The organism is Chachezhania sediminis, assembly GCF_009765275.1.
GTDB lineage: Bacteria > Pseudomonadota > Alphaproteobacteria > Rhodobacterales > Rhodobacteraceae > Chachezhania > Chachezhania sediminis.
Genome location: NZ_VOPH01000011.1, coordinates 58125 through 70620 on the forward strand (window position 1 = coordinate 58125; position 12496 = coordinate 70620).

Sequence of the window (12496 nt, forward strand, 5' to 3'; positions counted from 1 at the left end):
CTCACTTAGATATCGTTTGTATCTATCATTAGATCCGCAGCCCCGAGTCGCACAAGCAAAACGCGAGTGGCCCAGCTGGCGGACAGGTCATTGCCGACACGCACGCAAGGGATCGCGCCCGCGGCGGGCAAGACGGATCCCGACAGGGATCCGCCGGAGGGCGGGCGGGTGGGCCCGTCGCGGGCGCGGGCCCGGGATGGACACCCGGGCGCCGCGCTAGTGCATGATCAGGAACAGCGTGATTACCGGGAAGGCGGTCAGGATCGCGACCCGGATCAGGTCGGAGCCGACGAAGAAGATCACCGCCTTGTAGGTGTCCGCCATCTGCGTCTTGCGGTCCATCGCGTTGATGATGAAGAGGTTCATCCCTACCGGCGGCGTGATCAGCCCAACCTCGACCACGATCAGCACCAGGATCCCGAACCAGATCGCGACATATTCCGATTCGATCCGGTTGGCCATGCCGCGGGTCATGCGGATGTCCAGCGCCTTCATCTGTTCGCGCGTCAGCTCCACCCCGTCGGCGATACTCGCCTTGATCGATGCGATCATGTCCGCGCCCACCCCGTCCGGAATGCCATGCTTCAGCACGTCCAGCGCCATGCCCGCCTGCAGGTCCGCCAGCGAGGTCAGGCCGAAATCCATGGACGAGATCACCGGGAAGAAGATCGGGATCGTCAGCAGGATCATAGACAGGCTGTCCATCAGGCAGCCGAAGACCAGGTAGAAGATCAGGATCAGCGTCAGCACCAGCCATGGGGAATAGCCCTGGCTGACCACGAAGTTCGACAACTCCTGCGGGACCTGCGTCAGCGCCAGGAAGCCGTTGTAGAACCCCGCGCCCAGCACGATGAAGAAGATCATCGCCGAGGACCGGGCCGTCACGGCAAAGCTTTCCACCAGAGTCACCCGGGTCAGCCCGCCGTTCAGCCAGGCGATCAGCCCGGTGCCGGCGGCGCCCACGGCCGCGCCTTCGGTCGGCGTGAACCAGCCGGCATAGATGCCGCCCACGACCAGACCGAAGACCAGCAGCACCGGCCACACCTTCGACAGCGCGACCATCCGCGCGGGCCAGGGCATCCGCTCGCGGATACCGGCCCGGTCAGGATAGAGCCGGACATAGATCGAGATCACCACGACATAGCCCAGCGCCGCCAGGATGCCGGGAATGAAGGCGGCCAGGAACAGCTTGGCGATGTTCTGTTCGGTCAGGATCGCGTAGATCACCAGCACCACCGACGGCGGGATCAGGATCCCCAGCGTGCCGCCCGCGGCCAGCGTCGCGGTCGAAAAACCGCCGGAATAGCCGTACTTGCGCAGTTCGGGCATCGCGACGCGGCCCATCGTGGCCGCCGTGGCCAGCGACGACCCGCAGATCGCGCCAAAACCGGCGCAGGCGCCGATGGCGGCCATGGCCACCCCGCCCTTGCGATGCCCCAGGAAGCCTTCGGCCGCCTTGAACAGCGCCGACGACATGCCCCCCAGCGTCGCGAAATGGCCCATCAGCAGGAACATCGGCACGATCGACAAAGAATAGCTGGAAAAGGTCGAAAAGGTCTCGTTCTTCAGCTTGGCCAGCGCCACGGTGGTGCCGCCGGTCACCCAGACCAGGCCGCCCAGACCCACGACGAACATGGCGAGCCCGATGGGCATCCGAAGGAAGATCAGGATCATCAGGACCGGGAAGGACAGGATCCCGATTTCAAGCGCGGTCATTGCGGGGCCTCCTCGGTGCCGTCCCAGATGCGGATCCGGCCGGTCACGGCCTCAAGGACCCGGATGCAGGCCATGTAGACGCCCACGATCGCCGCCGCGACCGAGGCCACGAAGCTGGCGGCATAGGCCCACCAGACCGGGTATTGCAGCAGCAGCGTCGTCTCGCCGTTGCCGATCTTGGACAGCATGCCTTCGTAAAGCTGCCGCGCGATCAGGACCAGGACCGCGGCAAAGATCACCTCGACCACGGCCCGCAGGATGCGGTTCACCCAGACCGGGAAGAAGTTCACCAGGATATCGACCGAGGCATGGCCGGCGGTGATCTGGCAGAAAGGGAGGAAGGCGAAGATGGCGAAGGCCATCCCCGATTCCACGATCTCGAAATCGCCGTTGACGGGCCCCACGCCGGTGCCCAGCGCCCAGGCGGAAAAGCCGGGTGCGATCGACCGGATCAGGTCCCAGTGAAAGAAGCCGTTCAGCTGCCGTCCGATGATGGACACGCAGGTCAGAAGGATCAGCGCGGCCAGCATGAGACCGCCAAGGACGGCCATCGTACGGGCCAGCCCCAACATCGCCTTGTACACGGATTTTGCCCCCTGCAGGCGACGCGCCGCGGCATTGTTCCGCCGCGGCGCGCCTGTTCCGGTTTATTGGTTTGCGTATTGATCGGTGTATTTGGCGATCAGCGCCTGGGCTTCGTCCAGAAGCGCCTGACCGTCCTTGCCGCGGGCGTTCATGTCGGCAACCCATTCGTCGTAGATCGGCTGGGACAGGGCACGCCATTCCTGGGTGCCGGCCTCGTCGATCGTGATGATGTTGTTGCCAAGATCGACCGCGATCTGACGGGCCGGGCCGTCCGCATCCGCCTGGGTGCCGCCGGCAAAGACCGAGAACTCCATGCCCGACGCGTCGTCGATGGCCGCTTTCAGGTCATCCGGCAGGCTTTCGTACTTTTCCTTGTTCATCGCCAGGACGAAGGTCAGCGTATAAAGCCCGTTGCCCGTGAATTCGGTGTGGTTTTCCACCAGTTCCGGCACCTTGAGCGAGGTCGTGACTTCCCACGGGATGGTGGTCCCGTCGATCACGCCCTTGGACAGGCCTTCCGACACTGCCGGCACCGGCATGCCCACCGGGGTCGCGCCCAGCTTGGTCAGCAGGTTGTTGACCGACCGGCCACCGCCGCGGATCTTCATGCCTTCCAGGTCGGACGGCTTTTCCACCGGGTCGGCCGTGTGGATCATGCCCGGCCCGTGCACCCAGGTGCCCAGGATCTTCAGATCCTTGAACTCGTCGTCCTCCATATGCTCTTCGAACATCTCCCAGAACGCGCGCGACACGGCGCGGGCATTGGTCATGATGAAGGGCAGTTCGAACACTTCGGTCGTCGGATAGCGGCCGGGCGTATAGCCCACCACGGTCCAGACAACGTCGGCCACGCCATCGATGGCCTGGTCCATCAACTGCGGCGGCGTGCCGCCCAGCTGCATCGACGGGTACATGTCCACCTGGATCCGGCCGTCGGAATTGGCTTCGACATCCTCGGCCCACTTTTCCAGGACCAGCTTCGGCACATTGGCTTGTGCCGGCAGGAACTGGTGCAGCTTCAGCGTCACTTCCTGAGCGGCCGCCGGCAATGCGCCCAGCGTGGCCAGCATCGCTCCCCCGGCAATCCCCAGGAACGTTCTACGTTGGGTCATGGTCTCCTCCTCTGACTCCCTGTAGTCTTTAACTTGTTTATCACTTCTCGTGTCGCCGCACTATCTTGCGCTCGGCCGATGCGGGAAGGTCCCGCTCCGGTGCCCCGGCGCCGCCCCTGCGGCGGTTCGAGGGCGGGTTGCCCGGGCCGACCGACCGGACCCTCGGGTCCTTCGTCATGGCCCGAACGGCGCCTGGCCGTTCCGGCCGGCGGCACGGCCAGGCACGGGCCAGCGCGCACAGGAATTCATTGCGCGATGCAACACGGCGACCATACGTCGGAGAATCGAGTCGTGAAACGGTGCCTTCGGCGTAGCGTCATCGCCCAACCGAATGCGCAGCGCACACGCCATCGCGTCAGGACATCCCGGCCGCAGAGCACGGTCGCAGCGTCAGGCATAGATCACGTGAAACCATCGCCGGACTCCTCCCTGCCGACTGCCGTTGGGAAATGAGTATAGGTTATAACTAATTCCGTCAACGACAGTGATCATCAACCGGCTTGATGCATCAGGCACCCAGATCGTCCCAGATCTCGTGCCGCAGGATGCGCCCGCCCTTCAGCAGCAGACGGTCCACCCAAGCATAACCGGCAAAGGGGGTCCCGTCCTCGCGCACGCCTTCCATGGTGCCGGTCGCATAGACGACCACCTCGGCCCCCGCCGGCACCACGTCGATGGCAGTCACCTTCCGCTTCACATGCCGGCAGCCGCGGGTCACCGCCTTTTGATAATGCGCGAGATCGGTCGTCGCGGTCCGTCCAGGCAGGCGCAGGGTGAAACCCTCGGCCAAGTACGAACGGACAAGATCCAGATCGTCCCGGACCAGCACGTCCAGGTAGGACCTCACCAGCGCTTCGGGATCCGGCAGGGCGGGCGGCGATTGCCGCAACACGCCGTCGCGCATGAACCCCGACGCGGCATAGTCATGTGACATCACCGTCACCGAGGAAACGGGCAGGATCAGCTGGACCGCGCGGGTCACTGCCTCTCCCATCCGGACCCTGTCGTCATCGGTCAGCCCTTCGGGCATGTGCAGTTCGACAACCGCCATCGCGAAACCTCCGTTGCGCCAGCGCGGCCATGGAGCAGCCGACCCCGGGTGCTGTCAACGCCGCAGGGCAGCATCCGCACCGTCGTGTCGCCACCGTTCACGGGGGTTTCCTTTTTTCGTGCGATTTCAGAGGGTGACGCCATCGGCAAGGCCATGCCACAATTGTCGGGCCGGCCGGATCAGCGGCCTTCGGCAACAGTGGCCGAGTCGCGCCCCGTCCCGCCGTCGCGCGGTCCGACCCGGCACGACGATGCCGACAGATGCAGGGGGTTTTCATGGAAATCAGGGGGCTGAAGACCTTCCTTCTGGTTGCCGACTTGGGCACCGCGGTCGAAGCCGCGCGCCAGTTGAACTGTGTCCAGTCCAATGTCACCTCGCGGATCAAGGCGCTGGAAGATGAACTGGGCGTGGTGCTTTTCATCCGCTCGCGGACGGGGATGACACTGACCTCGGCCGGGATCGTGCTGCGCGATCATGCCCGCGCGGTCTTGCGGGCTGAACGCGACGCCAGCGCCGCCATGGCCGGTTTTGCCGACGAATCCGGCCTGTTGCGGATCGGCTCGATGGAATCGACGCTGGCGGGCCCCTTGCCCGCGCGGCTGGCCGCGTTCCGGCGGCGATATCCGGGCGTGAAGCTGCACATCACCGCCGCCCCGACCGAGGAGCTTGCGGAAAAAGTGCTGGACGGCCAGATAGATATCGCCCTGGTCGGCGGTCCCTACCGGCAGGAGGCGCTGACCTGCACCCCGGTCTTCGACGAGGAAATGGTGCTGGTGACAGAGCCTGCATTGACCGCGCCCCCCGCCGCCGCGCGGGCCCCGGTAATCGTATTCCGCGCCGGCTGTTCCTATCGCAGCTATGCGCTGGACTGGTTGCGGCGGACCGGGCTTGCGCCCAACAATATCATGGAGATGGGGACGCTCGACGGGATCCTGGGCTGCGTCGCCGCGGGCGTGGGCATCACGCTGCTGCCGCGTTCGGCGGTGGGCGGCGGCGCCCATGACGGCCGGCTGCGGCTGCATCCGCTGGACGATCCCGACCGCTTCATCCCCACCCACGCGATCTGGCGCGACATCGGGCCGAACGTGCAAATCGACCGTTTTGTACATCTTCTTCGCGCCTCAGAGTCCGGTTTGTACGAAGATCTGCAAGCCGATAGCATCTGAAATCGAGAACGTAGCCTTCTGATCAATTCGTTTTTCAGGATGGGAGCCCCGCACTATCGTGTGACTGTCGCAACCCGAGCGAGGCCTGCCATGCCCACCTGCCTGACCACCCGCTTCACCGAACGTTTCGGCCTGGATCACCCCATCGCGCTGGCGCCGATGGACAAGATTTCCGGCGGAGCCCTTGCCGCTGCCGTGTCCGAGGCCGGGGGGCTGGGTCTGATCGGCGGCGGCTATGCCGATGGGCCATGGCTGGCCCAAGCGCTGGCGCAGGCCGGGAACCGGCCCGTCGGCGTGGGCTTCATCACCTGGTCGGCGCTGGAACATCCCGAAACGGTCGAGATCGCACTGAACGCCAACCCGAAGGCGCTGATGGTGTCCTTCGGCGATGCCGAACCGCTGGTCGAGGCGGCGCAGGCGAAAGGGATCCCTGTGATCTGGCAGGTGCAGACGCTTGCACAGGCGAAACAGGCCCTTGCAGCCCACGCCGACGTCATCGTAGCCCAGGGGCAGGAAGCGGGCGGGCACGGCATGTCCCGCGGACTAATGTCACTTCTTCCAACAATCAGGGACTTGGCAGGCAAGGAACAGATCATCCTGGGCGCCGGCGGCATCGCCGACGGGCGCGGACTGGCAGCGGTCATGATGCTGGGGGGCGACGGCGTGCTGATGGGCACGCGGTTCTGGGCCTGCCAGGAAGCCAGCGGACCGCAATCCGCCAAGGACCGGATGCTGGGCCTGGGCGGCGACGACACGATCCGGTCCAAGGTCTTCGACGTGGCCCGCGACGCCGGCTGGCCCTGGCACTTTACCGGCCGGGTTGTCCGGAACCGCTTTCTGAACCAGTGGCACGACGACCCCGACCTGCAGGCGCGCGCGCCGGAAGCACAGGCCGCCTATGACGCCTCGGACGAGGAGGATTACGGCACCCGCGTCCTGATCGCGGGAGAGGCGCTGGACCTGATCCGCGACCTGCCCACCGCGGCAGAGATCGTGGAACGCACCAGTGCCGAGGCCGCGTCACTTCTGCGCGGCGCTGCCTCGACACTTTAGATCAGCGCGCGGCGCAGACGGTGGCGGTGGCGTTCGACCAGCAGCCGCCCGCCCCCATGCGGAAGCCCTCGCCCAGCGGCGCCTGTGCGTGGGTGGCGCCGGCTTCGGCGTTCCACCAGCCGGAGGCGGAGCCGGTGCCGTCCGGCGCGATTTCGGCAAAGTACTGGCCCAGATAGGAGTTCCGGTCGGTGTTGATCCAGAAACTGCCCGTCCCGTCATTGGCCAGCCAGATCGGGCAACCGACGGCCATGTCGACATAGGTCCGCCCGTTCACGATCAGCTTGCAACTGCCATGAAGCACCGACGGCGCGGCGGCGGCCGGTTGCGGCGCCGCTTCGACCGTCACGTCCTGGACGCAGCTGAAGGTATCCTTCGTCGCCCGGTTGGTGCCCTTCAGCGGAAAGGAAACCTGGTGCGGCCCCTGCCCGCTGTCATAGGCGAAGTGGATCATGTTCGCATTGGCGAACCCGTCGATTTCGCCCGCGGGTTCGTCATTCGTCAGGACCAGCGCGCGCCAGGTGAATTCGTTGTGGTCGTCCACCGGCTGCATCGCATAGACCTGTCCGCCGGCACGGTCGTTGTCGAACCACATTTCGACATCGATCGGAAAGGGCGACGCGGCCGCCCCCCAGCTGGAAAAGCCGATGGCGGTGGTGGCGGGGTCGTGACGGAAGTAGAGACCTTCCTCCATCCCGGTGATCGCCATTGCCTCGCAGGCGATGGGCACGGTGTCGGTGCTGATGCGGGTCACGGTCCAGTCGCCGAACTGGCTGTAGGTGGCGGTGTCTGCCGCGGCCGGAAGAACAAGCGCCTGCGACAGCAGAGCGGCCGCAAGGGCCGGTCGGAAAACCTTCATGGAATTCACTCTTTCGAAATGTCTGAACACGCCCGGATCCAACAATACGCGCCGGTCAGGCAGGCGCACGGTAGCCGACGGCGCGCCCTTTTCAAGCTTTTCGATAACAGATCCGTGATCGAAGGGGCGGCCCCAAAGGACGCCGCCCCGAAACCCGGATCAGAAGTCCAGGTTTTCGACGCTCAGCGCGTTCTTCTGGATGAACTCGCGCCGCGGTTCGACCACATCGCCCATCAGCTTGGTGAAAAGGTCGTCGGCCTCGGCCATGTCCTCGATCCGGACCTGCAGCAGGGTGCGCGCTTCGGGGTCCAGCGTCGTTTCCCACAGCTGGCCCGGGTTCATTTCGCCCAGGCCCTTATAACGCTGCAGCGACAGGCCCTTTTCGCCTTCGTCCAGGATCGCCTTCAGCAGGTCCAGCGGACCATAGACGACCTGTGCCCGGTCCTTGCGGACCAGCGTCGCGGGCGTACCATAGGTGTCCTGCAGCGACTTGGTGAAACTGCCGGTCTTGCGCGCCTCGCCCGACCGCAGCATCGGACCATCCAGTGTCCGCACTTCTTCCACGCCACGCAGGATCCGGGCCAGGCGAATGCCGTGATCCTGGGTGATCCGCCCCATCCAGCCGCGTTCGTATTCCAGCGCGATCAGGTCCAGCCGCTTGGCCACGTCGTCGGCCACACCCTGCAGGTCGGCATCCACCGCGCCGGGCACGAAGGCCCCCGCAATCGCCGCCTGTTCGAGAATGTGCTTTGGGTAGTGCGTCGGGAAGGCTTCCAGCACGCGCTTCATCTGCCGCGCCTCGGTCACCACGCGGGCCAGATCGGCACCGACGATTTCCTCGCCTGCGCCAAGCCTTAGCACGGCGCCTTCGATCCCCTGTTCGATCAGGTAATCGTCCAGCGCGGCCTGGTCCTTCAGATAGACCTCGGACTTGCCGCGTGCGACTTTGTACAAGGGCGGCTGCGCGATATAGAGATAACCGCCTTCGATCAGTTCCGGCATCTGCCGGTAGAAGAAGGTCAGAAGCAGGGTCCGGATGTGGGCGCCGTCGACATCGGCGTCGGTCATGATGATGATCTTGTGATAGCGCAGTTTCGAGATGTCGAATTCGTCCCGCCCGATGCCGGTGCCCAGCGCCATGACCAGGTTGCCGATCTCCTGGCTGCCCAGCATCCGGTCGAACCGCGCCCGTTCCACGTTCAGGATCTTGCCGCGAAGCGGCAGCACCGCCTGCGTGCCCCGGTGCCGGCCGGTCTGGGCCGATCCGCCCGCGCTGTCACCCTCGACCAGGAAAAGTTCGGTCTTCGACGCGTCCTTTTCGGAACAGTCCTTCAGCTTGCCGGCCAGGAAGTTCACGTCCATCGCCGTCTTGCGCCGCGTCAGCTCGCGCGCCTTGCGCGCGGCTTCGCGTGCCAGCGCCGCCTCGACGATCTTGCCGACGATCGACTTGGCCTCGTTCGGATGCTCCTCGAACCATTGGCCCAGCTTCTCGTTCACCAGGCTTTCGACCGCCGGCCGCACTTCGGACGACACCAGCTTGTCCTTGGTCTGGCTGGAAAACTTCGGATCCGGCACCTTGACCGACAGGACGCAGGTCAGGCCTTCGCGGGCATCGTCGCCGGTGAAGTTGATCTTTTCCCTCCGCGCGATCCCGCTGTCCTGGGCATAGCGCGTCAGCGTCCGGGTCAGCGCCCCGCGGAAGCCCGCCATATGCGTGCCGCCGTCCCGCTGGGGAATGTTGTTGGTGAAGGGCAGGACGTTTTCGTGATAGGTGTCGTTCCACCACATCGCGACCTCGACCCCGATGCCGTCGCGTTCGCCTTCCATGAAGATCGGCTCCGGCAGCAGCCCCGTCTTCGACCGGTCGAGGTAACGGACGAATTCCCGTACTCCGCCTTCGTAATGCAGTTCGGCGCGCTGCGGCTCTGCCGGGCGTTCGTCCACCAGCAGGATCCGCACGCCCGAATTCAGGAAGGCCAGTTCCCGCAGGCGCCGTTCCAGCGTCTCGAACGAATAGTCCAGGTTGGAAAACGTGCCGGTCGAGGCCAGGAACCGCACCTCGGTCCCGGTCTGGCCGTCGGACGGCCCCACGACCCTCAGATGTTCCACCGTGTCGCCATGTTCGAAACGGGCGACATGCTCCTTCCCGTCGCGCCAGACCCGCAGCTCCAGCCAGACGGACAGCGCGTTCACCACCGAAACGCCCACGCCGTGCAGACCGCCCGACACCTTGTAGGAATTCTGGTCGAATTTGCCCCCGGCGTGCAGCTGGGTCATGATGACCTCGGCCGCGGAAACGCCCTCTTCCTCGTGGATACCGACCGGAATCCCGCGCCCGTTGTCGCGCACGGAAACCGAGCTGTCGGCGTGGATTTTCACCTCGACATAGTCGGCATGACCGGCCAGCGCCTCATCGATGCCGTTGTCGACGACCTCGTAGACCATGTGGTGCAGGCCCGACCCGTCGTCGGTATCGCCGATATACATCCCCGGCCGCTTGCGAACCGCTTCCAAGCCCTTGAGAACCTTGATGGAATCGGCACCGTATTCTTCGGGGGACGACTTCGCGTCGGACATCCGGATCATCCTTCGTAATTTTGTCACCTTATACGAATCCTGCGCGGGATTGTCACGGTCCCGGCGCCGGAAATCGCTTCAGGTAAAGGGCAAGATCGCGCCAACCACGATCAGCAGGCTGCCGGCCGCCAGGTTCATCCTGCGCATGCGCTCCGGCGTGTTGAACCGCACCCGCAGTCGGTCGACCATCAGGGCAAAGAAGATGTTGCCGACCATCGGGATCAGCATCGACAGGATCACGATCAGGGTGATGTCGACGGGCCCTACCGCGGTCATGTCGAAGAAGCCCGGCAGGATCACCATGTAGAACAGGATCGCCTTCGGGTTCGACAGGATCACGGCAACCCCGGCCAGGAATCCCGACCAGACTCCGCCGCGGCCCAGCCCCTCCTTCGCCTCGACCCGGTCGCGGGCATGGCGGATCGTGTTCACGCCCATCCACAGGAAGACCACGCAGGCGGACCAGCGCAGGATATCGGCCGCCACTTCCACCTCGGATACGACCCAGGCCATGCCGAGGCTCGCCAGTAGCGGCCACAGGGCGTCGCCGACGGCAACCCCCAGCGCGATGGGCCATCCGGCCTTAAAACCACCGGCCGTGGTCCGGGCGATGATCGCCAGCCACACCGGCCCCGGCGTCATGAACAGCGCCAGAAGCCCGCCGGCATAAAGCACGAATTGCCAGGGCGTGGCCGTCATCGCAGTCGCTCCAGCATCCCGGAAATCGCCTGGACCGTCCGCCAGTTCCGCGCGGTCACGGGCTTGCCCGCCAGCGTCTCCATCGCCGCGGCCAGTTTCGAGCGGCCGATGCCGGAAGGTGCCCACAGCCACAAGGCGCCGGGCGTGCTGCCGAATTCCTCGTCCCGGTCCGCAAGCACCACGAAGCGCGCCAGGATCGGCCGGTCGGTGCCGTCATCCGCCACCCGTCCGTCCAGGAAGAAGACGTGCAGGCTTTGCGGATCGGCCTCCGTCATCCGGTCGGCAAAGGGATTGCGCGCCATCCGCGCGTCCCAATCCCCGGCCGCGATGGCCGCGACATGGGGCCGGAACCCCTGCGCCGCCTCGATCCGGTCGGCCAGCGCCTCCGGGTCCACGGGCGGCGACACCACGGCATTGCCGCTCTGGATATGGGTTTCGACCCGTTCGGCCCCCAATGCCGCCAGATGCGCTTTCAGATCGGCCATCGTCAGCTTGCCGTGCCCGCCCACATTGATGCCCCGCAGCAAAATCACCTGAGCCGTCATGTCACCACCTCTTCCACCTTGCTTTCGCCTTCGGCCTCGCTGACCTCGAAGCGCTGCGCCCGGGATCCCAGATCCTCGAACAGCTCCGGCCCCGTTCCGGTCATCCAGGCCTGCGCCCCCAGGGCACAGATCTCGTCATAAAGCGCCGCACGCCGGCCCGCGTCCAGATGCGCCGATACCTCGTCCAGAAGCAGGATCGGCGGCGTCCCCATCCGCGCCGCCAGGGCCCGCGCATTGGCCAGGATCAGCGACACCAGAAGCGCCTTCTGCTCTCCGGTCGAACAGTCCCGCGCAGCCACGCCCTTCACGGCATAGACCGCGCCCAGGTCCGCCCGGTGCGGGCCCACCAGCGACCGGCCCGCCGCCAGGTCCCGCCCCCGGCTTTCGGCCAGCGCCGCCAGCAGGTCCCCGACCGATCCGGGCGCCGCGCCTTCGGGATATTCCATCGTCAGATCCGCCACAGGAAACGCCGTTTCCGCCGCCGCCTGCGCCGCCCCGATCTCTGCCAGTGCGGCGGTGCGCCCGCGCTCCAGCGCCATGCCCGCCTCGGCCATCTGCGCCTCCAGCGCCCGATACCAGTGGGGATCGCGCACCTGGTCGCGCAGCAGCCGGTTCCGTTCGCGCATCGCCTTCTCGTAGACCAGCGCCGCCTCGCCATGTTCGGGCTCGAAGCTCAGCGCGATCCGGTCCAGGAACCGCCGGCGCCCCTCGGCCGCCTCGATCCACAGCCGGTCCATCGCCGGCACCAGCCACAGGACCCGCAGGATCCGCCCCAGTGCCAGCTGCGCCGCGGCCTTGCCGTCGATCTTCACCTGGCGCGATCCGCCGCCCTCGGCCCGCATCTCGATCTCGTGGACCGGCCCGCCCCCCGCGACAAGGCCGCCGACTGCCCAGCCCACGGATGCCGGCCGCCGCGCGATCTCCTCGGCCTTCGCCCGCCGCAGGCCCCGCCCCGGTGAAAACAGCGACACCGCTTCCAGGATATTGGTCTTGCCGGCGCCGTTCGGGCCCCAGATGGCAACCGGACGCCCGTCCAGCTCCAGCGCCGCCCGCCGGTGCGAGCGGAACTGCGCAAGTCGCACCCGCTCCAGCACCGATCCCTCCACGAAAAAAGGAAGGGCACGGCGCCCTCCCCT

At 66.0% G+C, this 12496-nt stretch carries 11 protein-coding genes; 2 read left to right on the forward strand and 9 right to left on the reverse strand.

Features of this window, described 5'->3' with window-relative positions; genetic code table 11:
- Positions 1-216: 216 nt before the first annotated feature.
- The 4 genes from FQK05_RS22005 to FQK05_RS22020 form a co-directional block, all read right to left on the reverse strand.
- On the reverse strand, positions 217-1716 hold the full coding sequence (locus tag FQK05_RS22005; protein ID WP_158970989.1) for a TRAP transporter large permease: 1500 nt from the start codon (positions 1714-1716) through the stop codon (positions 217-219).
- Positions 1713-2300 (reverse strand): TRAP transporter small permease, encoded by a 588-nt coding sequence (locus FQK05_RS22010; protein WP_158970991.1) that lies wholly within the window; start codon positions 2298-2300, stop codon positions 1713-1715. Before FQK05_RS22010 ends, FQK05_RS22005 begins: the two co-directional genes overlap by 4 nt.
- 63 nt (positions 2301-2363) lie before the next feature.
- The gene (locus FQK05_RS22015) at positions 2364-3413 is read right to left on the reverse strand and encodes a TRAP transporter substrate-binding protein (RefSeq protein ID WP_158970993.1); all 1050 of its coding nucleotides are present in this window, start codon (positions 3411-3413) and stop codon (positions 2364-2366) included.
- 508 nt (positions 3414-3921) lie between these two features.
- Positions 3922-4464 (reverse strand): nuclear transport factor 2 family protein, encoded by a 543-nt coding sequence (locus FQK05_RS22020; RefSeq protein ID WP_158970995.1) that lies wholly within the window; start codon positions 4462-4464, stop codon positions 3922-3924.
- Positions 4465-4739: 275 nt separating this feature from the next.
- Here FQK05_RS22020 and FQK05_RS22025 point away from each other — a divergent pair, with 275 nt between their 5' ends.
- Together FQK05_RS22025 and FQK05_RS22030 are read left to right on the forward strand one after the other, a co-directional pair.
- Positions 4740-5630, forward strand: a complete 891-nt coding sequence (locus FQK05_RS22025) for a LysR substrate-binding domain-containing protein (protein ID WP_158970997.1) — start codon at positions 4740-4742, stop codon at positions 5628-5630.
- A gap of 90 nt (positions 5631-5720) precedes the next feature.
- On the forward strand, positions 5721-6683 hold the full coding sequence (locus FQK05_RS22030; RefSeq protein ID WP_158970999.1) for an NAD(P)H-dependent flavin oxidoreductase: 963 nt from the start codon (positions 5721-5723) through the stop codon (positions 6681-6683).
- Position 6684: 1 nt separating this feature from the next.
- Here the strand turns inward: FQK05_RS22030 and FQK05_RS22035 are convergent, their stop codons facing one another.
- The 5 genes from FQK05_RS22035 to recF all read right to left on the reverse strand — a co-directional run bounded on the left by FQK05_RS22035 (position 6685) and on the right by recF (position 12454).
- Positions 6685-7539: a hypothetical protein gene (locus FQK05_RS22035; RefSeq protein WP_158971001.1), complete on the reverse strand. Its 855-nt coding sequence runs from the start codon at positions 7537-7539 to the stop codon at positions 6685-6687.
- Positions 7540-7698: 159 nt separating this feature from the next.
- Positions 7699-10116 (reverse strand): DNA topoisomerase (ATP-hydrolyzing) subunit B, encoded by a 2418-nt coding sequence (gyrB, locus tag FQK05_RS22040; protein WP_158971003.1) that lies wholly within the window; start codon positions 10114-10116, stop codon positions 7699-7701.
- Positions 10117-10194: 78 nt separating this feature from the next.
- Entirely contained in the window at positions 10195-10815 is a 621-nt protein-coding gene (locus tag FQK05_RS22045) for a LysE family translocator (RefSeq protein ID WP_158971005.1), read from the reverse strand.
- The gene (locus FQK05_RS22050; protein WP_158971007.1) at positions 10812-11360 is read right to left on the reverse strand and encodes a DUF1697 domain-containing protein; all 549 of its coding nucleotides are present in this window, start codon (positions 11358-11360) and stop codon (positions 10812-10814) included. The genes FQK05_RS22045 and FQK05_RS22050 overlap by 4 nt, the downstream gene beginning before the upstream one ends.
- Positions 11357-12454, reverse strand: a complete 1098-nt coding sequence (gene recF, locus FQK05_RS22055) for a DNA replication/repair protein RecF (RefSeq protein ID WP_233270632.1) — start codon at positions 12452-12454, stop codon at positions 11357-11359. The genes FQK05_RS22050 and recF overlap by 4 nt, the downstream gene beginning before the upstream one ends.
- Positions 12455-12496: the final 42 nt, after the last annotated feature.

What these genes read in the sequence shown, in the direction of transcription:
- FQK05_RS22005 (WP_158970989.1), bottom strand. Translation starts at nt 1,716, where the DNA reads ATGACCGCGCTTGAAATCGGGATCCTGTCCTTCCCGGTCCTGATGATC.
- FQK05_RS22015 (WP_158970993.1), bottom strand. Translation starts at nt 3,413, where the DNA reads ATGACCCAACGTAGAACGTTCCTGGGGATTGCCGGGGGAGCGATGCTG.
- FQK05_RS22020 (WP_158970995.1), bottom strand. Translation starts at nt 4,464, where the DNA reads ATGGCGGTTGTCGAACTGCACATGCCCGAAGGGCTGACCGATGACGAC.
- FQK05_RS22025 (WP_158970997.1), top strand. Translation starts at nt 4,740, where the DNA reads ATGGAAATCAGGGGGCTGAAGACCTTCCTTCTGGTTGCCGACTTGGGC.
- FQK05_RS22030 (WP_158970999.1), top strand. Translation starts at nt 5,721, where the DNA reads ATGCCCACCTGCCTGACCACCCGCTTCACCGAACGTTTCGGCCTGGAT.
- FQK05_RS22035 (WP_158971001.1), bottom strand. Translation starts at nt 7,539, where the DNA reads ATGAAGGTTTTCCGACCGGCCCTTGCGGCCGCTCTGCTGTCGCAGGCG.
- gyrB (WP_158971003.1), bottom strand. Translation starts at nt 10,116, where the DNA reads ATGTCCGACGCGAAGTCGTCCCCCGAAGAATACGGTGCCGATTCCATC.
- FQK05_RS22045 (WP_158971005.1), bottom strand. Translation starts at nt 10,815, where the DNA reads ATGACGGCCACGCCCTGGCAATTCGTGCTTTATGCCGGCGGGCTTCTG.
- FQK05_RS22050 (WP_158971007.1), bottom strand. Translation starts at nt 11,360, where the DNA reads ATGACGGCTCAGGTGATTTTGCTGCGGGGCATCAATGTGGGCGGGCAC.